Origin of the sequence: Hydrocarboniphaga sp., from assembly GCF_965279055.1 — a bacterium.
Classification (GTDB): Bacteria; Pseudomonadota; Gammaproteobacteria; order Nevskiales; family Nevskiaceae; genus Hydrocarboniphaga.
This window is the reverse complement of record NZ_OZ257125.1, coordinates 2,120,111-2,142,320: the sequence shown is the minus strand read 5'-3', so window position 1 is coordinate 2,142,320 and position 22,210 is coordinate 2,120,111. Positions and strand designations below refer to the sequence as shown.

18 protein-coding genes are annotated in these 22,210 nt (G+C 62.6%); 8 read left to right on the top strand and 10 right to left on the bottom strand.

Annotation, left to right across the window (positions count from 1 at the left end; all coding sequences use genetic code 11):
• Positions 1 to 7 precede the first annotated feature (7 nt).
• Positions 8 to 1,417 carry an aromatic ring-hydroxylating oxygenase subunit alpha gene (locus tag ACQZF9_RS09535; RefSeq protein WP_428313001.1) on the bottom strand — a complete coding sequence of 470 codons (1,410 nt, stop codon included), beginning with the start codon at positions 1,415 to 1,417 and terminating at the stop codon, positions 8 to 10.
• Positions 1,418 to 1,728: 311 nt separating this feature from the next.
• Between ACQZF9_RS09535 and ACQZF9_RS09530 the strand changes: the two genes are divergently transcribed.
• Both ACQZF9_RS09530 and ACQZF9_RS09525 read left to right on the top strand, forming a co-directional pair.
• Positions 1,729 to 2,475, top strand: coding sequence for a TetR/AcrR family transcriptional regulator (locus ACQZF9_RS09530; protein WP_428313000.1), 747 nt, complete (start codon positions 1,729 to 1,731; stop codon positions 2,473 to 2,475).
• Between the two features lie 556 nt (positions 2,476 to 3,031).
• A complete protein-coding gene (locus ACQZF9_RS09525) occupies positions 3,032 to 5,407 on the top strand; it encodes a TonB-dependent receptor (RefSeq protein WP_428312999.1) in 2,376 nt (791 codons plus the stop codon).
• 35 nt (positions 5,408 to 5,442) lie between these two features.
• Here ACQZF9_RS09525 and ACQZF9_RS09520 read toward each other — a convergent pair whose 3' ends face one another.
• Positions 5,443 to 5,919: an SRPBCC family protein gene (locus tag ACQZF9_RS09520; protein ID WP_428312998.1), complete on the bottom strand. Its 477-nt coding sequence runs from the start codon at positions 5,917 to 5,919 to the stop codon at positions 5,443 to 5,445.
• Between the two features lie 105 nt (positions 5,920 to 6,024).
• Between ACQZF9_RS09520 and ACQZF9_RS09515 the strand changes: the two genes are divergently transcribed.
• The 3 genes from ACQZF9_RS09515 (at position 6,025) to ACQZF9_RS09505 (ending at position 10,985) form a co-directional block, all read left to right on the top strand.
• Positions 6,025 to 7,086 carry an NAD(P)H-binding protein gene (locus ACQZF9_RS09515; RefSeq protein ID WP_428312997.1) on the top strand — a complete coding sequence of 354 codons (1,062 nt, stop codon included), beginning with the start codon at positions 6,025 to 6,027 and terminating at the stop codon, positions 7,084 to 7,086.
• Between the two features lie 527 nt (positions 7,087 to 7,613).
• Positions 7,614 to 8,348, top strand: a complete 735-nt coding sequence (locus ACQZF9_RS09510; protein ID WP_428312996.1) for a hypothetical protein — start codon at positions 7,614 to 7,616, stop codon at positions 8,346 to 8,348.
• A 183-nt stretch (positions 8,349 to 8,531) separates the two neighbouring features.
• Positions 8,532 to 10,985 carry a TonB-dependent receptor gene (locus ACQZF9_RS09505; protein WP_428312995.1) on the top strand — a complete coding sequence of 818 codons (2,454 nt, stop codon included), beginning with the start codon at positions 8,532 to 8,534 and terminating at the stop codon, positions 10,983 to 10,985.
• Positions 10,986 to 11,118: 133 nt separating this feature from the next.
• Here the strand turns inward: ACQZF9_RS09505 and ACQZF9_RS09500 are convergent, their stop codons facing one another.
• The 5 genes from ACQZF9_RS09500 to ACQZF9_RS09480 all read right to left on the bottom strand — a co-directional run bounded on the left by ACQZF9_RS09500 (position 11,119) and on the right by ACQZF9_RS09480 (position 17,845).
• Positions 11,119 to 11,322 (bottom strand): hypothetical protein, encoded by a 204-nt coding sequence (locus tag ACQZF9_RS09500; protein ID WP_428312994.1) that lies wholly within the window; start codon positions 11,320 to 11,322, stop codon positions 11,119 to 11,121.
• 35 nt (positions 11,323 to 11,357) lie between these two features.
• A complete protein-coding gene (locus ACQZF9_RS09495) occupies positions 11,358 to 12,950 on the bottom strand; it encodes a phytoene desaturase family protein (protein ID WP_428312993.1) in 1,593 nt (530 codons plus the stop codon).
• Positions 12,951 to 13,018: 68 nt separating this feature from the next.
• Complete coding sequence (locus ACQZF9_RS09490; protein ID WP_428312992.1) at positions 13,019 to 14,602, bottom strand: long-chain-fatty-acid--CoA ligase; 1,584 nt, start codon at positions 14,600 to 14,602, stop codon at positions 13,019 to 13,021.
• A gap of 9 nt (positions 14,603 to 14,611) precedes the next feature.
• Entirely contained in the window at positions 14,612 to 15,433 is an 822-nt protein-coding gene (locus ACQZF9_RS09485; protein ID WP_428312991.1) for a hypothetical protein, read from the bottom strand.
• Between the two features lie 30 nt (positions 15,434 to 15,463).
• A complete protein-coding gene (locus tag ACQZF9_RS09480; RefSeq protein ID WP_428312990.1) occupies positions 15,464 to 17,845 on the bottom strand; it encodes a TonB-dependent receptor in 2,382 nt (793 codons plus the stop codon).
• Between the two features lie 208 nt (positions 17,846 to 18,053).
• On the opposite strand from ACQZF9_RS09480, the gene ACQZF9_RS09475 reads away from it, so the two are divergent.
• Positions 18,054 to 18,614 carry a MarR family winged helix-turn-helix transcriptional regulator gene (locus ACQZF9_RS09475; protein ID WP_428312989.1) on the top strand — a complete coding sequence of 187 codons (561 nt, stop codon included), beginning with the start codon at positions 18,054 to 18,056 and terminating at the stop codon, positions 18,612 to 18,614.
• Positions 18,615 to 18,618: 4 nt separating this feature from the next.
• Here the strand turns inward: ACQZF9_RS09475 and ACQZF9_RS09470 are convergent, their stop codons facing one another.
• Positions 18,619 to 19,329: a hypothetical protein gene (locus ACQZF9_RS09470; RefSeq protein ID WP_428312988.1), complete on the bottom strand. Its 711-nt coding sequence runs from the start codon at positions 19,327 to 19,329 to the stop codon at positions 18,619 to 18,621.
• Positions 19,330 to 19,579: 250 nt separating this feature from the next.
• Between ACQZF9_RS09470 and ACQZF9_RS09465 the strand changes: the two genes are divergently transcribed.
• Both ACQZF9_RS09465 and ACQZF9_RS09460 read left to right on the top strand, forming a co-directional pair.
• Complete coding sequence (locus ACQZF9_RS09465; RefSeq protein WP_428312987.1) at positions 19,580 to 20,344, top strand: SDR family NAD(P)-dependent oxidoreductase; 765 nt, start codon at positions 19,580 to 19,582, stop codon at positions 20,342 to 20,344.
• The gene (locus tag ACQZF9_RS09460; RefSeq protein WP_428312986.1) at positions 20,337 to 21,050 is read left to right on the top strand and encodes a hypothetical protein; all 714 of its coding nucleotides are present in this window, start codon (positions 20,337 to 20,339) and stop codon (positions 21,048 to 21,050) included. The genes ACQZF9_RS09465 and ACQZF9_RS09460 overlap by 8 nt, the downstream gene beginning before the upstream one ends.
• On the opposite strand, the gene ACQZF9_RS09455 is transcribed toward ACQZF9_RS09460, so the two are convergent.
• Entirely contained in the window at positions 21,047 to 21,400 is a 354-nt protein-coding gene (locus ACQZF9_RS09455) for a Rieske (2Fe-2S) protein (RefSeq protein WP_428312985.1), read from the bottom strand. The genes ACQZF9_RS09460 and ACQZF9_RS09455 overlap by 4 nt on opposite strands.
• Positions 21,397 to 22,176: an SDR family NAD(P)-dependent oxidoreductase gene (locus tag ACQZF9_RS09450; protein WP_428312984.1), complete on the bottom strand. Its 780-nt coding sequence runs from the start codon at positions 22,174 to 22,176 to the stop codon at positions 21,397 to 21,399. Before ACQZF9_RS09450 ends, ACQZF9_RS09455 begins: the two co-directional genes overlap by 4 nt.
• Positions 22,177 to 22,210 lie beyond the last annotated feature (34 nt).

Below are 22,210 nucleotides of genomic sequence, written 5' to 3'. Positions count from 1 at the left end.
GGGCTCGCTACTCGCCGGCAGGCGGCGTGCGGCCGATCAGTCGATCGACCTCGGCCAGGTAGTGCCGGATACGGATCTCGGATTCCGACAGGCGCGAGCCCTGGAAGCATTCCGATTCCAGGCCTTTCTGTACTTCGGGAATGCGGCGTACGTCCTGCGCAAGCAAATAGCCGAACTCCGACAGCTCTTTGGGCGTGAACCGCGCCGGGCGCTCCGTCCCCTTCCAGCCAGCGGGACCGAAGGCGTCGGGGCCGAAGGAGTTCAGATCCAGCACCTGCGTGGTGTCGTCGCTGACCGGCAGGCACAGCGTGATCGCGTTGTACCAGCTCTTGCGCGGATCGGTCGCGTGCGGGCGGAATATCTGCAGCAGCACCGAGTCGGCGAACACGTTGATCGTCATCGCCGGAAACGGCGAGTAGTTCCAGTCGTCGACGATCTGGTCGTCGGTGAGATGGTCGAAGAACTTGTAGCCGTGCTTCTTGCCCCATTTGCGCTTGGTATCGGTCATCGCCTGCTTGTACTCGTAACCCTTGAGATGGTTGTAGTCCTCGGGGTTGCCGCCGTAGACGCTGATGAACATCTTCAGTGCCTCGTTGACGGTGTCGCGATCCTCATGCCGGCTGGTGACATAGCCGATCGGGATGATCATGCGGCTCATGCCATTCTTGTAGAGGTCGTACTGGCATTCGAGCATTTCGGACACCGGGATCGCCTCCGGATGCACGTCGTCGGCGTGATAGAACTCTATGAACGCGTCGAGCGCGGTCTTCCAGTTGGCATCCCAGCAGAACTCCAGATCGCGCAGCACGCGCAGGCCGCTGAAGTCGTAGTGCTTGAGGTGCTCGGGCATCACGTCGAGATGCTCGAGCAAGGTCAGGCGGGGCTTCGGATCGGGATTGACGAAGATCAGGCTGTTCCACACACCGACGCTGACCGCAGTCAGACCGGGGCGATCGCAGACCACCTCCGGGCGGAAAATGAGCTCGTCGCGGATCTCCTGGTTGCTGCCGTCGAGCTTGTACTTCCAGCCGTGGAAATCGCAGGTGAAGCAGGCATCGCCGGTGTGGCCGAAGTCGTTGTGCACGAGGCGGTTGCCGCGATGCGGGCAGACGTTGTAGTAAGCGCGCAGGCCGTCGTCCCCGGGCTTGGCGCGCACGACGATGAAGGACTCCTTGCCAAGGTTATAGCGCAGGTAGTCGCCGACCTCGGGCACGTCCTGGGTCAGGCCGGCAAAGGCCCAGCTCTTCATCCAAACGTGCTTCCACTCCAGGTCCGCCTCCTCCTTGGAGAAGTAGCGGGTTCTGTCCGGGCGGCCCGTGCCGTAATCGACATACGGCGCCTTTTCACCGGCGGGGCCTGAGCGGCCTTCAGGATAAACCTGAAAGCCTTTTTTGAAATCGAACTGGATCTTGCCCATGTTGGTTCCTGAGTTGATGAATCCTGCAACAGCAGGACTAAAAAAGTGTCTCCGCATCGACGCATCAGGTTGGCCGTGGCGGCGCGCCGACAGCTCGCTCTGCTGCACCCTGGGCCAAGTGCGTTATCAATTAGTATGATGCAACTATAATAGGTTACATGAACTAACGTCGAGCCCCAGGGGAGAGGCCGACGTCGTTGACAGGCCATCGCGCGCGGGTCCGAGCCGATCGCGGATAATGAAGAACCTCGCCGGAACAATTCATAATGGCCGAGCCGTAGAAGCCGCCTCCCCTTTCGATCGAAACCCGTATGCCCCCCGCACGCAAGAAAATCTCATCCGCCAAGACCGGGAAACTGCCCGCCAAGACCACGCGTCAGCGGATCGTCGAAAGCGCTATCGCCCAGTTCAATCGCTACGGTATTCAGAACGTGGCGATCGACCATATCGCGACGGATCTGGGTATCAGCCCTGGCAACCTGACGTATCACTTCAAGCGCAAGGACGACCTGATCCACGAGACGCTGGACGTGCTCAAGGACAAGCTGCGCGTCGCACTGGAGCGGCCGGTCAGCGTCACCTCCCCAAACGAGGGCGCCGACTACCTGATCCGCATGTATCGCACGCTGTGGGACGTGCGCTTTTTCTTCAACTCGTTGGCCTACTTGCTGCAGGATGATCGCAGCTTGCGCAAGGAGTTCTTTGAATTCCGCGACTGGCTGGTCGCCACCATGGAGTCGGATCTCGAGTATCTGGCTCGCGGCGGCTACATGAATCCACCGGTCGCGCCCAACAGCTTCCGCTTGTTGTCCGAAAACATCTGGGGCCATCTGCTGAGCTGGCTGCGCCTGCAGCAGATCGAAACGCCCTCCGCGAAAACGCCGAGCGCCGAGGCGCTCTACGACGCCCTATTGCATCTATGGAGCATGAGCCAGCTGTGGATGGAGCCGGCCTACGCCAAGTTGCTACTGCAGGCGTTCGAGACTCAGCTCGAACTCTCGCCGCTCAAGGCCGGAATCGTTGCCGGCAGGCCGGCGCGGACACGCAAATCGAGCTGAGGATTCAAGCAGGCGCATCACGCTGCAGGCCCGGCATCAATTACCGCCTCAATTGTGCGGTGACAGCGCCTGCCTGAACTGCAACAGCATCGCGGCGGAAAATTCCGCTACCACAATGTCGCGCTTGCTCTTGAAGTGGCACCCCAAGTTTCCGGCGCTCACGCCGACGGTCTACGCAATCAGCGAGGCCGGCACGCTCTGAAGCCCGCACTCGTTGAACAGCCCAAGAGTGGCTTCGATGATGCGCTCTGCAGTGCTGTAAGCCATTTGAAATCTCCGGAATCATAACGAGTCGCCATTGCAAGCCCAGGACGAAGACCCGGGCTTAAGCCCAATGGCACTTTAGTTCGTTTGTACTATACAAACTAGTAACTACTTACTATATTGGTAAGCACATGCACGATATTCAATGCATGTAGCGGCACGCCTCGACAGAGGCTGCGGCGGAACGCAGTCGCATGCATGCGACCGATTCCTGTCCGTTGATAACTCGAAAAACCAGCTAGGGAGGAATGCGAAGATGAGGAATTTGAAGAGACTAATGTTGCCTGCGTTAATGCTGGCTACCTCCGGCGTGAACGCCCAGGACGGCGTGGTCGGCGATGCCGCCATGGCCGCGCCTGAAAGTGCCCCGGGCAATGCGCCGGCCACCGATACCGGTCTGGACACAATCGCGGTGGCGGCGCCGACGGCACAGTCGGCGCCGGAGGCGCGCGCCAGTGGCGGCGGTCGCTTTGTCGAAGAGGTGGTGGTGACCGCGCAGAAGCGCGAAGAGAAATTACAGGACGTGCCGATCTCGATCTCGGCCTTCTCCGGCGACAAGCTCGAAGCTCTCGGCGTCAACGATCCCAAGGATCTGCAGCTGATCACGCCGGGCATGACCTACTCATCGTTGGTCGGCTACTCGATCATCTACATCCGCGGCGTCGGCACCGATGTGTTTCTTCCGTCGGCCGATACCAGTGTCGCCACCTATATCGACGGCGTGTACTTCCCGTTCGCCCACAGCCTGGCGACGAGCTTCACCAAGCTCGAGCGCATCGAAGTACTTAAGGGCCCGCAGGGCACGCTGTTCGGCCGCAACTCCACCGGCGGCGCTATCAACATCGTCAGCAAAAAACCGAGCCAGACGTTCGAAGGCTCGGCCGACGTCACCTTCAGCAATTTCGGCAGCGAGAACGTCAAGGGCTTTCTGTCCGGCCCGCTGTTAGGCGATACCCTTTCAGGCAGCATTTCGGTGCTGTACGACGACGTCGGCCCTTACCATTTCTTCGCACCGGATTCGCCGGTGCAGCGCGTACCCGACGATATCACCCGCGGCGTCAACGCCAAGCTGCGCTGGGACCCAACCGACGAGATCACTGCGATGCTCAGTGCCTACGTCACGCGCTTCCGCGGCGTCGGCTCGGTGATTAGCACCAATACGCAGACCACGCTGCTCGGCACGGTGGTGGGTGCCGGCAGCGACGGCAGGCCCTACGAAATCTCGATCAACGAGCCAGACTCACTCAGCGCCAACAACAACGTCGGTTACAGCAACATCGAGTACCGACCCGAACCGTTCGACGTCAAGCTGTCGCTGAGCGCGCAGTCAGTGGTGACCGACACGCTGTTCGATTACGACGCCGGGCCCGGCAACGGCGCCTACTTCGAGCCCACCAACCAGTACCTGCGCGCACAGACCGGCGAACTGCAGTTGGTATCCAAGCCCGGTGGTTGGCTCAACGCGCAGAACATCGAGTGGACCTCCGGTTACTACTACTTCCACAGCCAGGGCGGATTCGACCCGGTGTACTTCGGCGTGCTCGATCTGCGCAATACGCAGCTGCTGCCGTCCCTGCTCAGCGGCCTGCAGGCCGGGCTGACCAACCTCGGCCTGCCGGCCGGCGGCGAGCTGGAGTTGCACGGTGTGGTCGCCACCACCGCGCATGCGGTCTACACGCAGGAAACTTGGCGGCCTTACGACTGGGTCGGCTTGACGCTCGGCGGTCGTTACCAGACGGAAGACCGCGGCATCGTCAAGGCCAGCAGCGGCCTGTCCCGCAGACCGAATCCGCCGGTCAATCTTCTGGTGTTCGACAACAAGAGCACCACGACCAATAACTTCTCGCCCAAGGCGACGATCGACTTCCATCCGTTCGGCGAGAACACGATGCTTTACGCCTCGGCTCAACGCGGCTACAAGAGCGGCACGTACAACGTCGTCACGATCTACACACCGCCCACCTACATCAAGCCAGAAAAGCTCGACGCGATCGAAATGGGCATCAAGGGTGATCTGCTCGACAAGTCGTTCCGCTACAGCGCTTCGGTATTCCAGAACAAGGTTTACAACATGCAGACGCTGGTGGTGTCGCTGACCAGCGGCGGCGCGGTGCAGTTGATCAGTGCCAAGGAAGCGACGATCCGGGGCCTTGACTTCGACTTCCAGTGGTTGCCGCTGCCAGAGCTCGCGCCCGGTTTCGCTATCACCGGCGACGGCTCCTACCTGCACGGTCGCTTCGACGATTTCCCCAACGCACCCGGCTTCAGTCCCACTACCGGTCTGTACTTCGGCCCCGGCCAGGTGGTGCCGTCACCGGCGCAGAATTTTGCCGGCAACAAAACCGTGCGTACGCCAACCTACAGCGGCACGCTGGGGGTGAGCTACAGCCTTGAGGTGCCGGGCGGCACGCTGGAGTCCGGCCTCAACGGCAGCTACAACTCGGGCTACTACTACGACACGCAAAATACCGCCAAGCAGCCGTCGTTCTTCCTGCTCAACAGCCGGGTCAGCTACCTGTACGAACCCTGGAACCTGCGCGTCACCGCATTCGTGAAGAACCTGACGAACAAGGACTACTTCCTCAACAAGTTCGCCGACGACTTCGGCACCAACACCACCTGGGCGCCGCCGAGACAGTACGGCATCACCGTCGGCTGGGAGTTCTAGCCGAACCGTCGCCGGCTCGGTGGCGGTGAGCTTCGCTAATGCCGCTCGGATATCCGGACCACGCGCAAGACCATCAGCCCGATCAAGCCACGCAAGCTCAGCCTGACCACCGGCGCCAGCACGGCCAGCGCGCCCGGCGCATCGAAGTGGATCGCCCAGGTCAGCCTGCAGCTCGCCGGGCCGGTCGATTCCACTCGCGTCATGCCCTCGTAGTCGTGTGCGACTTTCGTGAGCGGTGCCGAAGCTGCGAAGCGGTAGTTGAGCTGGCGCCCGGCTTTCCAGTAGACGATGGTTTCTTCCGCGACGATGCCACCCGGCATTTCAATGACGCGTACCGAGCCGACGCCGGGGCCGCGCGTTCCGGCCGGATGCCGCCACACCGCGGAACGACACATCGGCACCCAGGCCTTCATGCCGGCTGGCGATATCACGACGTCGAAGACCCGTTCTGCAGTAGCGGAAACGTTCCTGACGATGACGAACTGCTGGCGGGAACGCGGAGTCGCTGACATGGTATGTGGCTCGGCAGATGAAGGGCTTGGGGACATACGATCATTTATCTTAGAGAGCGTCAAAAGCTGGAAGCTCCGCTTCGTTGCAGCCCCTGAAGGAATCTGATGAATCACTCTCTGCCGGTCGCGATCGTCGGCGCCACGGGCGTCACCGGTGGCTTCGCCTTCGACGAAGCGCAGCGACGCGGGCTGAATCCGATCGCCATCGGGCGCAGTCCGGCGCGGCTCGAAGCCTTCCTGAAAAGCCGTAGTCTCAGCACCGACCGGCTTCGTGTCGCCGACGTGCATGACATGCCCGCGATCAAGCGCGCGCTGGCCGGCGTGGCGGTGGTCATCTCAACGGTTGCGCCGTTCAGCGAGAACGGCATTCCGGTGGCGCGCGCGGCGGCGGAAATGGGCATCGGCTATACCGATTGCAGCGGCGAAGGCGGCTTCATGCGAAGCTTGATCGCGGAGCTGGACGCCGTCGCGCTGCGCACCGGCGCGAGCCTGTGCACCGGCAACGGCGCGGCGGCTTTCATCGGCGACATCGCAATGCAATGGATCACCGATCGACAGCCCGACAGCGGCGGCGCGCTGCTCTACGACATCCGCGACTACCGGCCAAGTTTCGGCACGATCGAAAGCTACCTGAAGTACATCATTCCGGGCGGCGGGCCGCTGGTTCGCGACGGCGTGGTGAGTTTCATGCCACTTGCCGCGTTCAGCGGGGTAGTCGCGGGCATCAAGGGCTTTCACAGCATCGTGCCCGACCCGCTGGTGATATCGCGCTACTGGCCGGCACGTAGCATCGACGCGCTGTTTCGGTCGCCGCACTGGCTGCGCGGCATCGTCGCTGGCGCCGCGGGCGCGATGCTGTGGCCGCCGCTGCGTAATCGCGTGCTGAAACTGCCGCTGCAGAAATGGCTGGCCTACGACGCCGAGGCCGGGCACAGATCGTCGATCATCGTGATCGCCGAGTTTCGCGCCGCATCGGGCGCGATACGCTGCCGGCGACTACGCGGCCACGCAGTGTATCCGCTGACTGGCGCGGTACTCGCGGCAACGGCGCAGGCAATGCTGCGACGTGAAACACGGCCGCCCGGACTGCGCGCCGCCAGCGAGATGTTCGCCTCGTTCGAGGAGGCGCTGGAGCTCAGTGGCCTGAAGGAGATTCCGCTGGTGTAGGTTTGGCAGGTGCCGCCAGCCAGCAGCCAATGGGTATGGGCGAGCATATCGCCAAACCATCTCGTTAGTAAGTTAACAAGAATCTACGACCACGGGAAAAACGAATGTAGAAGCTAACCACTGAAATCTGGTTAGCGTGTGTACGATATGCTAGAGTCTGAACCTGAACATCAGGATCATAGATACAGCGACAGGGAACGTCGTCGTTCGGTCGACCGGTTCCCGGGGAGCCGGGTCCGTATAGCAAGCGCATAGATGGGGCCCAGGATGACGGTTTCAGCTGCGGTAGTGCCGACCGCTCTCGTTGCAGGCGCAAAAAAGGCTAATCCGAGAACGCCGCTTGACCGCGCAGCTGCAAGGCAGTGGCCGCTGTGGAATCGTCACTGGCCGGATTGGGCAGTATTGTCGTACTCATGCGACCGATATTCACGTCGTCCCGGACCGCGCCGCCATCAACGAGCCCGCCGCACAAGAGCAGGCAGTCAAGGTCGGTCCATCACGCAGTTCGCACCGCACTAGAGGACGCCATGTACGACGCACGTGCCGCGCTGCTGGCGATCGACCAGCACACCGCCACCATCATGGCCTGTCTGCTGGTGACTGTGATATTCGCGTTTCTGTACTTCTTTATCGCCCTGAGGATGGCGATCAAGCAGCAAGTTTATGTCGTGCCCTTCATCGGCTCGGCCGTGTTCCTGTGGCACGACTTCAGTTTCGTGCTGATGTACGACCAGTGGTTTCATGTCTACGACCACTGGTGGGTCAAGATGTGGTGGTTCGCGCTGTCGGGGACGGTGATTCTCGAACTGGTGATGCTCTACCAGGTGTATCGCTACGGCCACAAGGAACTCTGGCCGAACCTGTCCAAGCCCGCCTACGGCGCGATGATCGTGCTCGGCACGCTCGGCATCGGTCTTCTGTGGGCACTGGTGAAGACCTCGCTGGGCGACGAGCTGTTCTTCATCACCTTTGCCATCACCGCCTCGTTCTCGGTGCCGTTCCATACCGCGCTGATGTCGCGCCGCCAGAGCCGCGCCGGCCAGTCGGCGCTGATGGAGCTGTCGACCATCGTCATGCTCTGGTCACTGACCGGCGCCTTCATGCAGATCGATGCGTTCTTCCGCTCGCCGGTGTATCTGGGCTTCGTCGCCACGTTCACCGTCTGGCCGCTCGTCAATATCTGGCTGATGCGCCGTCTGCCACCGGTCGCCGCGACAAGCAGGGCGCGCGACGGTATTTCAGCGGGCATGGCGACGGTCTGAGGCCGGCCGCAACGCGCGACGCCGCAAGCCGCCGCGTTGATGTAGCGCAGCAGCAGGTTCGATTGATCAAGGCGGCGCCGTGCGTGCGCAGGAAAACCGCGCTTCACAAAACAGATTCGTATTTTTATTAAGACACAGCTCGCGGGACCGAAGTGGCTGCCTGCCGCTGTCAACGGAGAGAAGATGAACAAGTTGCAGCTCAAACTGATGCTGGGTATTGGCGCGGGCCTGGCCGCGCCCGTTGCGGCGGCACAGATCGAACCGGCTGAAGCCGGCGCCACGCAGCAAATCCCGGCCGACGCACCGGCGGCCGAGGCGCCTGCGCAGGCAGCTGGCGCGAACGCCGAACTGGCCACCATCCCGGTGGCCCCCGCTCCCGAGCCCGGGGAGGCCGAGCAGCGCGGCGGTGGCAGCCGCCTGGTCGAAGAGGTCATCGTCACCGCGCAGAAGCGCGAGGAAAACCTGCAGGATGTGCCGATTTCGGTACAGGCCTTCTCCGCCGAGGCGCTCGATGCGCGCGGCGTCAGCGATTCACAGAACCTGCCGAACATCACTCCCGGCATGGTGTACTCCGTGGTCGCCGGCTACTCGATCATCTATATCCGCGGCGTCGGCACCGATGCCTTCGTACCGTCGGCCGACCAGAGTGTCGCGACCTATATCGACGGCATCTACTTCCCGTTCTCGCATGGCCAGGTGCAGTCTTTCGGCGCCGTCGAGCGCGTTGAAGTGCTGAAGGGCCCGCAAGGCACGCTGTTCGGCCGCAACTCGACGGGCGGTGCGATCAACGTCATCACCAAGAAGCCCGACGATACCTTTGAAGGCTCGGTGCAGACCAGCTTTTCGAACTTCAACACCACCCAATCGCGCGCCTACGTCAACGTGCCCGTGACCGACACCCTCGCCTTCAGCGTGTCGGGTCTCTACAACCACAACGAAAGCTATTACAAGCTCACCGCCGACTCGCCGTACCCGGGTGGCCGCTTGCCGGACGAAGAAGAAAAAGGCGGACGCGTCCGCGTCAAGTGGGCTCCGACCGAGGATTTCGACATCACCTTGAGCGGCCTGCTGGTCGAGCAGAACGGTATCGGCCCGGTGATCAACCAGAACACCGCGCCGAATCCGCAGTACGTGCCGCTGGGCGTCACCACGACGCCGCCCTACCAGACCAGCATCGACACGCCCGCCTACAACCGCTCACGCAATCCGGTGTACTACGGCGAAGCCAATTACCGCTTCGACTGGTTCGACACCAAGCTGCTCGCCAGCCACCAGGACATCAAGACCGCGGCGATGATCGATTACGACAACACCAAGTCGCCGCTGGTGTCGTTCCAGGCCTTCCAGTCGGCACGCGTCGACACCCAAGAGCTGCAGCTGATCTCCAACGCCGGCACGCCCTGGTCGGATCACCTGACCTGGATCTTCGGCCTGTATCACATCGAGAGTCTCGCTGGCTTCGACAAGGTGCTGTTCTCTGTCGGCCGCGACATTCCCGTCGTCGACAACATCGTCGATCGCCTGAGCGGCATCCTCAACCCGCTGGGTCTGGGCGATACACTCGACGGCCTCGGCTCGCGCGTCGATATCGATGCGCAAGGCTCATTGAAAACCAATTCGAGCGCCGCCTACACCCAGGCGACGCTGAAGCTGCCATATGACTTCGCATTGACGCTGGGAGGTCGCTATCAGACCGAGAGGCGCGAGCTGGTCAACTCCAGGGACGCGCTGGCGATAAGCGACGATGTGCAGGTCCCGCTGTTCAATTTTGCCAACCAGACCACCGACAGCAACAACTTCTCGCCGAAGGTGACGCTCGACTGGCATCCGGTCGAGGACGTGCTGACCTATGCCTCGTTCACCAAGGGATTCAAGAGCGGCACTTACAACATTCTCAATATCTACACTCCGACGCAGTACATCGAGCCGGAGACGGTCACCGCGTATGAACTCGGCTTCAAGAGCCAACTTTTCGACCGGCGCCTGCAGCTCAACGGCGCGGTGTTCGATACCGAGATCGACAATCTGCAGGTGCAGTTCGTATCGCTGCTCAGCGGCGGCGCGGTGCGCTTCGAAACTGCTCCGCATGCGCGCGTCCGCGGCGCCGAGTTCGACCTGTTGTTCCTGGTCGCGCCTGATCTACTGCCGGGACTGATCCTGACCGCCAACGGTTCTTACCTGGATGCGAAGTACACCGACTATCCCAGTGCCAGCGGCTTCACTGACCAGGGAGTGCCATTCGGCGGATCGGGCCTGGTGCTTGGTGGTGGCGTGCTGCCGGGCCAGGACTTCAGCGGCAACGATATCGTGCGCTCGCCCAAGTTTTCGGGCACGACCAGCCTGAGCTATACGTTCAACGCGCCGGGCGGTCCGGTCGAAATCGCCTCGGATGTGTACTACAACTCCGGCTTCTTCTACAGCGCACAGAACGTCTCGACCGCGGAAGAAAAGTCGTACACCACGCTCGATGCACGCGCCAGCTATCTGTATGAACCGTGGAACACGCGCATCACGCTGTTCGGCAAGAACCTGACCAATACGCTGCGTTCGATCAACCAGCTGCCGACCGACATCGGTACCTGGACCACGTATGCGCCGCCGCGCACCTACGGCATCCGCCTGAACTGGGATTTCTAAAGCGCTGCCGATTCATGGTCTCTTGACGACATGGACGGTGTGAACCCGTGGCCAGTACGTCATCCGTACTGGCCATTTTTCTGCTTCGGTTGATCAGCCGCCCTAACGACCCGCAAATGCGTGTATGTGGAGGCTACTTCCGGAACAACATACCGATCACGAACAGCACCAGATTCAGGCTCAGCAGCTTGAACGCCTGGCGCAGCTCGGCAGGCGTCAGCACTGCCTCCACCGGCATCGCACCCATGATCGTACCGACCACGACCAAGTCGCCGCCCTGGGTCTTCAGGCCACTGACTTCCATCAGCTCGGACTGATCGGAGCTAACTAGTTTCATTTTTTACTTTCCCCCTGGATTGATTCGTGCGGCGATCACAGCACGGTAAATGCGGACTTCAGATCCATCTTCCAGTCCATCATCATCCGCATCGCCGTCGCCCGGCCGCCGAAGGTCACGGTGCCGCCCGGGTGCTGCGACGGACCGGCGAGATAGAGCGCGTCGACACCGGGCACCTTGTATTGCGCGAGCTCCACCAGCGGACGACGGCCGAGCAGCTGGCCGGCGGTGGTGCCGATGCCAAAGATGTCACCATGCATCATGTTGTTGGAGTGATGGTGGTGGTCCAGCGGCGTCTCGATGTGGCGGGCGATGATCTTGGAATCGTCCATGTTCGTGCAGTAGCTTTTGAACTCTTCCCAGATCGCATCGGCAAAGGCCTTGCCGTGGTGTTTCCAGCCATCGAGTCCGCCGTCGGCGAGCACCTTGGGCGCGAAGTGGTACAGGTACATCGCGCAGTGATCGTGGCTCGGTGCGCGCGTCGGGTCCTTGCGCGAGTTCATGATCGTCAGCGGGCTCAGATGCGTCTGCGGAATTTCGCCGTAGCGATACTTGTCGAATACCTTGCGCACGCCGGTCAGATCCTTGCGCACGTACTCGATGCACAGCGCCTCCGACCAGGGCTCCATGCCGGCCTTGAACTGTGGCCATTCGGATAGCGCAAGCTGCTGGTTCAGCGCGCCATGGTTGCTGAGCTTGACACCGCGCGCGGCGGAGACGATCGCCGGGTCGACCGCACCGGGCAGATACTCTTCGAGCCGCCACGGATGGATGTTGGCCAGCACCGCGTCCCGGGCCATGATCTTTTCGCCGTCCGCCATCAGCACGCCGGTCGCCTTGCCGCCGCTGATCAGCACCTGCTTGACGGTGGCATTGGTGCGCACCGTGCCGCCGTAGAACTCGATGCACTTGATCAGCGCGTTGGTGACCGCGCGCGAGCCGCCGACCGGGATGTGACCGTCGTAGCTGTGCGCCAGCCCGAGAAGGTTGACCAGCGTAACGCCGGTGCCTTTCACGTCCGGGCCTTCCATGGCCTCGGCGCACCACTTGCACAGGTGGATGCGGACCTCGTCGCTCTCGAACAGGTTTTCGAGAATGTCGTAGACGCTCATGAACATCATGTCGACCAGGCGGCGGCCACCGGGACTGGAATCGAGCATCGAGATGAAGGGGCCGGTCGGCAGCGGCGGTGTCGCGGCGCTCTTGCTCAGCAGCGGCAGCAGCGCCACGCACTCCTTTGCGAAGCGCCGATAGGTCTCGGCATCCTTGTGCGAATACTTGGCAATGTCCTGACAGGTGCGGTCGAGATCACCGTAGGCGACCAAGCCGTCACCGCTGTCGAAAATCGTCGCGAAACCGGCCTTCCAGGTTTTCCATTGCAGGCCGAACTTCGACGCCAGTCCAAGTTCGTCGTCCTTGACCGCGGGGCTTGCGATGCACAGGTAGTAACCCGACGCATGCGGATCGTGGATGAAACCCGGCGCGATCTCGATCGACACCACGCCGCCTCCGCACTGGTCGTTCTTTTCCAGCAGCAGCACTTTCTTTCCGGCCTTGGCCAGATACGCAGCCGCGACCAGTGAGTTGCTGCCTGCACCGACCACCACCACGTCATGATTCGTCGACATTGCTTCCTCTTCTGAAATTTTACGAGTGTCACAGGACGGGTCGAGACCCGCTGCGTTATGTGTGTTTGCTAGCCACCGATACGACGTGCATGGCCGATCCAGAACGGATCGCGCAACTGGTACTTGAGCACCTTGCCGAAGGCGTTGCGCGGCAGCGGTGTGGAGAATTCAAGCGAACGCGGAATCTTGTAGCCGGCCAGGCGCATGCGCAGAAAAGTGGTCAGTTCCTCGGCCGTCGCGACGCTGCCGGGCTTGAGCACGACGATGGCGTGCACCGCCTCACCCCAGCGCTCGTGCGGCACGCCGATCACGGCAGCTTCCTGCACCGCCGCGTGCAAGACCAGCTCACGCTCAATCTCGGCTGGATAGATGTTCTCGGCACCCGAGACGATCATGTCCTTGTAGCGATCGGTCAGATAGAAATAACCGTCGGTGTCGCAGTAACCGGCGTCGCCGCTGCGATACCAGCCGTTGAGCATCTGCAGGCGATCTTCATCGGGGCGGCACCAATAGCCTTTCATCAGGCCGACACTGCGTACCCAGATTTCGCCGACTTCGCCCTGTGCCGCCGGCTCGCCGGCGATCGAGCGCACGGCCAGCTGCGCGATCGGGCCCGCCTTGCCGATCGCCAGCAGATGTTGCGGCTGCGCCGGATCGTGATCCTTCGGCTCCAGGAAAACGCAGGTGCCGGCGACTTCGCTCATGCCGTAGCCCTGGGCGAATTCGCAGTTGAATACGGCGAGTGCACGGGTCAGCGTCGACGCGGCGATCGGCGAGCCGCCGTACATGACCAAGCGCAGGCTGAACAAGTCGTAGTCGGCGATGCGCGGCGAGGCCAGCATCAGGTTGATCAGCGTCGGTACCAGCAGCCCGCGGGTCAGCTTTTTTTTCTCAATCGCCGCGAGGATCGCCTCGGGATCGGCCGCATCCATCAGCAGCACGGCGGCGCCGCGATAGAAGGCCATCATCGTCGCCGACAGGCAGCCGATGTGGAACAGCGGCAGCGCGGCAAGCAGTTTTTCTTCGGGCTGGCTCCATTGCATCCACTCGCCGAAATCCATCTCGGCGCGGCGCGGCGCGATGAAGCAGCGATGCGTCAGCTGCACGCCCTTGGCACGGCCGGTGGTGCCACTGGTGTACAGCAGCACAACCGTATCCTCGGCGTCGGCGACGGGCCGCTCATCGACTTCGCCGTCGCCGTCGCCAAGCCAGGAGCCCAGATCGTGCTCGCCGCTGACGGCGTCCATCGTGAAGACCAACGGCTGCATCATCGCAGCCGGCGTACAGATGCCACCGATCGCCTCAGCGAAGTCGCGATCCACCATCAGTAGCAGCGGCTCACAATCGGCTAGCACCGCCTCGATTTCCGCCGGCGCCAGCCGCCAGTTCAGCGGAACGAACACCGCGCCGACCCTGCTGCAGCCATACAGCATCAGGAAATACAGATCCGGATTGCGACCGAGAAATGCGACACGATCGCCTCTGCCGATTCCCTCGCGTCGCAGGCTCGCCGCAACACGGCCGCTCTCGGCCCACAACTGGCCGTAGCTGAGCTGGCGTTGCTTGTACTCGATCGCCAACCGTTGCGGCTGCACGTCGGCGTGGTGACGCAGCAGGTCGACCAGCGTTTGAATCGGCGGTTCGGTCAGCATGCGATACGCTCAGCTCGACGCGATCGCGCGGCCAGCCGGTGCCGCCGCGCTAGCCTTGAGCGGCGAATCCTGGGCGACAACCAGCGCGATACCGTGTACCACCAGCGCGGTCAGCGCGAAAGTCATCACACCGCCCAGCTGCACGATCCAGTATGGCAAGCCCTCGGTGTTGACCACCAGCCAGCTCGGCATCGCCACCGCCGCGTAGCCCACCGCATCGGCCATCGGCAGGATCACCGGAATCAGCAGCAGCTTCCATCCGCGCAGGCTCGTCGCCATCAGCGCCAGGATCGAGATACCGATGAACTCGCCCAGGGAGTTGCACGGCGCCCACCACAGCGGGAATTTGAAGAACGCGATCAGCGGCTGCTGGCCGTAATAACAGTACAGGTCCCAGTGCATCATCAGCTCTTCCATGACGATGTCGATGCACATCGGCACCGCGAACCAGATCCACACCTGCCGGCGCGTCACCCCTCTTTCGAAGGCCAGGAAGTTCAGCGAACCCAGTGCGCCGAAGTAGAAGGTGTAGGCCGCGACCACCCACCAGGGAATCAGCCGGCCGAACAGTTCGAAAGCCATCGGCTGGCCGGTTTCCGGATGCCAGGCTGCGCCGACGACGTCGAGAAACGGCTCGACCAGCGTCGTCACCGCGCCGCCGAGCATGATCATCAGCACTATAGGGCGACCACTGTCGCGCCAGTGCTTGAGCCCGTACAGAAACACCAGCGCGGCCAGGCCGCCGAAGATCGCCGTTGTCCAGAACGCGACCTCGCTCGGCGCCACCGTCGTAACCGGCGGCACCGGCAGATTGAAACGCTCATCCCACATGGCCTGCTCCTCGTGCGATTCGCATCCCCATCAGAAATCCCAGTTCAGCCGAATACCGTAGACCGCCGGCGGCGCCAGCGCGTCGAGTGCACCGAAATCGTTGGTGAAGCGGCTGTAGTTGTATTTCTCGTTGAGCAGGTTCTTGGCGAACACTGTCGTACGCAGATTCCATCGCTCGTACAGGTAGCTGATGCGCGCGCCCACGACGCCGTAGGCGTTCTCGTGATTGAAATCGGTGTTCTGCGGCAGGTAGTAGAAGCCGCTGTTGTAGTAATAGTCGGTCGCCAGCTCCAGCGGCCCACCCGGCACGTCGAAGGTCTGGCTCAGCCCGACCGTTCCGGAGAATTTCGGCGAGCGTACGATCTGCTTGCCGGTGTAGTCGTTGCACGAGTTGTAGACGCCGAGATTGTTGAAGCCCTGACCACAGGGGAAATCGGTGTAGCGCGGGTCGAGTACGGCGCCGCCGGCGGTGAACACCAGGCCGTTGAACACACTGGGGAACAGCTGGCTGGTGACGTCGAAATCGACGCCGCGGACGCGCGAGGCCGGCGCGTTCTGGAACGTCACCGCACCGCCGGCGAGCAGCGAGATGAACTGCACCTGATCGTTGCGGATCTCGTACCAGAATGCCGCCGTGCTGAGCCGCGTCGAGCCTTCGAAAAGATCGGTTTTCAGTCCGACTTCATACGCGGTCAGCTTCTCGGCCTTGACCACTTCCGGCTGCGTGAAGCGCAGAAAGTTGACGACGTTGAACGTCGAGCTCTTGGTCGCCGTCTGGTAGGACAGATAGAGCAGGCCACCGTCCCAGAGCCGGAATTCCGGCGAGATCTTCGGGCTGAAGCTTCTGGTCGTGTCGCTGTTACCGGAGAAGTCGGTGTACTTGATGCCGGGGCCGTCACCCGGTGTGTTCACGGCGCCGCTGGAGTCGACGATGGTGCGTTTCTCCTGCTGCAGCCGGCCGCCGATTGTCAGCGCCGCCCAGTCAGTGAAGTTGTAGGTGCCCTGCGCATAGATCGAGTTGGAATCGGTATCCAGAATGCCGACCGCGTTGAGTTCGCCGTCGTTGAGCAGTGGCGGGATACCCAAACCACCGAAGACCGGCGCCAGCAGTTCGTTGACCCCGTTCAGCACCGAGCCCGCGACGCCGAAATGCACCGGGTCAAGGCCCTGCCGCCCTTTAAAAAAGTAGTAGCCGGCGATCCATTTGAGCTTGTCCGAGGCCCAGGAATCGGCGTTTGACACGATCTGGGCTTCGGCGGTCCTGACGTCGGCGAACTGGAAGGCTTCGAAGTAGACCAGCGGCGTAGGCGAGCCGTCGAAGTCGTAGGCGGATTCGGTATGCAGGCGCTGGTCACTGGCGATCAGCTTGACGTCGAACCAGTCGGTGTTCAGCGTGCCCTGACCGTAGATCACGGTGTTCGACAAGTTGAAATAGTCACCGGCGTCGTTGGCTCCGCCATACCCGTTCTGCGGCGTGATCACCGCACGGAAATCTGGCGCCGGGTCGGAGTTGGTCGCGAACATCGTGCTGACGCCGGTCTGCTCGATGTGGAAACCCGCCAGCGTCAGATCCAGGTTCTCGATCGGGTCCCAGCGCAGCTTGACGCGGGCACCGCGCGCGATCTCCTGCGGCATCGGGTTACCGTTGATGGTGCCGTCCCGAAAACTGTCGGCGTTGCTGTAGATGCCCGAAACGCTGACCGCAAGATTGTCGGCGATCGGCACATTGACGTGTGCGCGCGTCTGCACGTCGTTGAAGCGCTGGTAGGTCGTCTGCAGCGAGACTTCGGGGTCGGTGAAACTCGGCGCCTTGGTGTAGACGCTGATCGCACCGCCGACCGCATTGCGCCCGAACAGCGTGCCCTGAGGGCCCTTTAGCACCTCGACGCGCTCGATCGCGCCGAAGTTCTGCGCCTGGCCATGCGCGAACGGAAAGTAGATGCCGTCGATGTACAGCGCCACGCTGGGATCGCCGAGCAGGAACGCATCGGAGCCGACACCGCGCAGGTAGGTCACCGTGAAGCCGGCCTGCGAGCCTATGGTAAGGCCCGGCGTCACCAGCGGCAGGTCCTTGGGGTCGCTGACGCCCTTGGCATCGAGCATGTCGGCGCTGAACGCGCTGATCGAAATCGGCACGTCCTGCAGATTTTCTTCGCGCTTCTGCGCCGTCACCACAATCTCCTCGATCATGCGGCTGCTGGCGCGTTCGCGTTGCGGCGTCGCAGCCGCCGCTTCGGGTTTCACTGCGACCGGCACCGTGTCTAGCGATGCGGCGGTCGCCGGCTCGGACGCCGATGCTTCAGCTGGCGGCGCCGACGGCGGTTCCGCTAACGCAGCGGCCTGCTGCGCCCACGCCGAAGCAGGCACCCAGTACGCGCCTAAAAACAGCATCGCCCACTGCTTTGCTTTCATCGCATCTCTCTCCATTGCACCGTTTTTGAAGTCGCTGGGCTTTTAGCCCTATGGGTCCGAGACAAGCAGACCGTACGCTATGTATACCAGTTTAATGCGCATATGGTAAGTCATACGTACTAGTTTCCCGAGGCACGCCACTGGTCAGCCCGAGGCCGATGCCGGATCATCCGGATACCGAACACCGCGACGACGAAGGACTTTTTTCATGCCGCTCCAGAGGGCCGCCATCCAGACGGGCTTCCTGATCCACGATGTCACCCGCCTGGGCCATCAGATCTTCGACGAGCACATCAAGCCGCTGGTCGGCATTACCCGGCCGCAGTGGTGGTTGCTGATCAACCTGACCCATCGCGACAGCCACGCGATGACCCAGGTGGAACTGGCACGCCTGCTCGACATCGGCAAGGTCGCCTTGGGCAAGATGGTCGATCGTCTCGAGGCCAAGGGCTTCGTGGTCCGATCCAGCGACAACGAGGACCGGCGCTCCAAGAGCGTCCGGCTCACGCAGAAAGGCGAAGACCGTATCCGCCACGCCGAGCAGCTCGAAAACGAGTTGAGTTCGCGCTTCATGCTCGGCATCCCGGCCGACAAGCAGCTCGAGCTGGAGCAGATGCTGGCGACAATCAAGCAGAACCTGCTGGCGATCACCAGCGCGCCACCGCCGCCGCTGCGTATGCGGCGCGTGCCGGCTGCTGCAAAGGCGGCCAAGACGGCCAAGTCCACTAAGACGGCGAAGTCCGCGCGACGCGCCAAGAGCGCGCGCTGAGGCCTCAGGCCGCCTGCGTGCCGGTCGCCGGTGGTTTGGGCAGGCGTGACACTGTCAACACGTTCGCCAGCCCCCAGAGCGTCGCCGCAGCGCCCAGCGCCAGCCAGGACGGCGAGCGGAAGAACGGCGGCAGGTACAGCACGCCGGCGAGCCAGTAGAAAACCGGTATCGCGGTGAAGCCCAGCCACATCAGCCGCGACTGGCCGACGCCGCTCCCGCGCTTGAGCATCAGCGACATGCCGAATGGCGCGCACCAGAACGCGGTGAGGCCAAACGCGAACAGGTACAGGTCATCCACGAGCACTGCCTTGGTCGCGATCCAGACGCCGCTGGACAGCACCAGGCCGCTGAGCACCAGCGCGATGAATGCCGGCCTGGATACCTGCGGCAGCAATTCCTTATGTCCGTAGCGCAGGAACTGCCACAGAAATACCCAGGCAGCAGTGGAGGTCAGCACCAGACCAACCCAGAACAGCTTCAGGAACCAGTGATCGTACTCGACGAACCACTTGTGCCAGAGCAGCACGTAACTCATGTCGTGGGGGATGAAGAAGTACAAGCCGGCCAGCGGCATCGTGTGCATGCGATGGCGAAAGCCCAGCCGCAGCGACTCGAAGTAGTAGACCGCGTTGCCGAGCAAGGCGGCGCCGCACAACAGCAGCACCGGCGCCGGATGGGCATCGATCGCCGCGAGTACGGCGGCGGGCTCATACATCGCCAGTTTTCCGCGCACGCCGGCACGAACCCACGCGCACCGTCATCGACTTAGAGAATCCGACCATCGCTCCCCCGTTGGCCTGCAGCGGCGTACTCGCCTTTGTTGTCGCGGTACGTATACATACCGTACTCTATGTGTATTACCGGTGCAAAGTCATGACCGCCGGCACGGAGAAACGCGATGGACGAGACAGACCAGGCGCTGCCCGAAGCCGCTGGCCTACAACGGGCCGAAGCGGCGCTCTGACATGTTCGAAGAACTCAAAGACGGCGCCGCCCTGATCATCGGCGGCAGCGGCGGGCTCGGCTCGGAAATAAGCCGCCTCTTCGCGCGCACCGGTAGCGCGGTCGCGTTCAACTATCACCGCAATGCGGAGCGCGCGCAGGCGCTGCAGGCCGAACTCGCCGGCAACGGCGGCCGCGTGCTGATGCAGCAGGCAGAGCTTGCAGACATCGCCGCGCTGCGCCGGTTGTTCGAGCAGTGCGAGACGCAGTTCGGCCGCATTCATAGCGTGATCTACGCATCCGGTCCGACCGTGCGGATCTCCGCGATTGCCGATCTTGCACCCGAGCAATGGGCTGCCATCGTCGATGCCGACGTCAATGGCTTCTTCAATCTGATTCATGTCGCGATCCCGGCACTGCGACGCTCGCGCGGCTCGCTGGTCGCGCTGTCGACTGCCGGAACGCGACGCTTCCCACCGCTGGACGTCATGTCCGCCGGGCCCAAGGCCTCGGTCGAGATGCTGGTCCAGGGCATCGCACGCGAAGAAGGCCGCAACGGCATCCGCGCCAACTGCGTCGGCGTCGGCCATATCGAAGCCGGACAGGGATTGAGCATCCAGCAGGACCCGCGCGGCAAGCGACTGGCCGAGCGCGTGCTGGCGGCCACGCCGCTGCGCCGCATGGGCAGCGCCGAGGACATCGCCAATGCGGTGCTGTTCTTCGCATCCTCCATGGCGAGCTTCGTCTCCGGCGAGATGCTGTGCGTCGACGGAGGCGGACATGTATGACCCCAACGCGACACTGCAGGCGATCGACGATCACGTCGTCGCCATCCTGCTGCTCAACGCGCTGGCGCTGATCGCCAACGTCATCTATTTCGGCGAGGCCGTGCGGCTCGCCGCTCGGGATCGCCTCTACACCATGCCACTGGCGGGCACGCTGCTGTTCATCGCGCACGATCTTTCTTACATTCTCCACTACGAAAAATGGTTCAAGCAGTACCATCACTGGTTCAGCGAGTTGTACTGGTTCGGACTGATCGCGACGCTCGCACTGGAACTGCTGTTTTTCCATCAGACGATGAAATACGGCAGAAAGGAGCTGTTTCCGCAGCTCACACAGCGCGCCTACACGGCGCTGTTGCTGGCAGGGCTGCTTGGCGTCGGCGTGTTCTGGTGGGTGCTCAAGCAGAATCTCGACGACGATCTCTACGTGGTCAGCTTCTTCATGACGACGATGCTGTGCCCGATGCTCAGCAGCGGTCTGCTGGCGAGGAGGCAATCGGTGCGCGGGCAGTCGACGCGCATGTGGATCGCGTTCTGCGTGATGGTGATCGCGTACTTCAGCTGGACCCAGTACTTGGGCGACTACTTCCGCTCGTTCTGGTGGCGGGCATTCGCGGTCGCCGATCTGGCCTGGGGTCTGGCGATGCTGTGGCTGGTGCGCTCGATGTCACGCAAACGCTCGCAGGTCGGCAATCCCCTTTCGTCCTAGGATCTGCGTCCCCATGGCGTGATCGGCTTGTTGCGAAGGTCGGCGTAGATCGTCTCGCCTTCGACGCGCGACGCGAACCGATGCAGCGACCCGACCGCCGGGCCGGAGCGGGCGGCGCCGGTGCGCAGATCGAAGCAGGCGCCGTGAAACGGGCAAGTGATCTGCCCGGCGCTCAGACGGCCACCATCCAGCGGACGGCCCATATGCGTGCAGTAGTTGTGGATGACGACGACATCGGCGCCGTCCATCAGCAGCAGCAGGTCGATTCCGGATATCTTCATCGCGAGTTTGCGCTGACCGGCGAAATCGGCCGTCCGCGCCAGCGGCGTCCACTCCAGCGACTCGCTCAAAGCTGCAAGCCGCCGTCGACCGCGAGGCTCTGACCGGTGATGAAACTGGCCTGACGTGAGCACAGGAACAGCACGGCGTTGGCGATATCGTCGGCTTCGCCGAAACGCTGCAGCGGGATGGTCTTGGTCCGGATCGCTTCGCGCGATTTCTCGTCGAGCTTCTCTTCCAGCCCCTTCTTGCCGAGGCCGGCGTTGATCCAGCCCGGTCCGACACAGTTGGCGCGGATGTTGAAGCGACCGGCCTCCTTGGCGACACCGCGCATCAGCATCTGGATCGCGGCTTTCGGCGCCGCCGACATGATGTCGGCGATCGGCACGCGCTCGATCGCGCTGGTGATGACCGCGACCAGGTTGCCGCCGTCGCCTTGCTTGCGGAACACGCGTACCGCGCCCTGGATCAGATGGAAGGCGCCGTTGATATCGGCGTTGACGACGTGGTGCCACTGCTCGTCGGGAATCGCGCCGATAAAGTTGAAGTCGAAATGCGGGCCGGCGGCATACACCACGTCGGCGATGCGGCCATGCCGGCTCGTCATGTCGGCGAACAAGGCATTCACCTGGGCCACGTCGGCCAGATCCACGCGATGGCATTCGCAGCGGCCGCCAGCCGCCTCGATGGCGGCCTTGATCGCGGCGGCCTTGGCTTCGTTGCTGTGATACGTGATCACGACCGGCATGCCGGCCTTGGCGAAGGCCAGGGCGATCGCCTCGCCGATACCGCCGCTACCGCCGGCCACGATCACCGCGCCCGCTTCGAACTCCAGGTGAAGCCCCATGCTCTAGATGTCCTGATGATCGATTTGGCGGGGC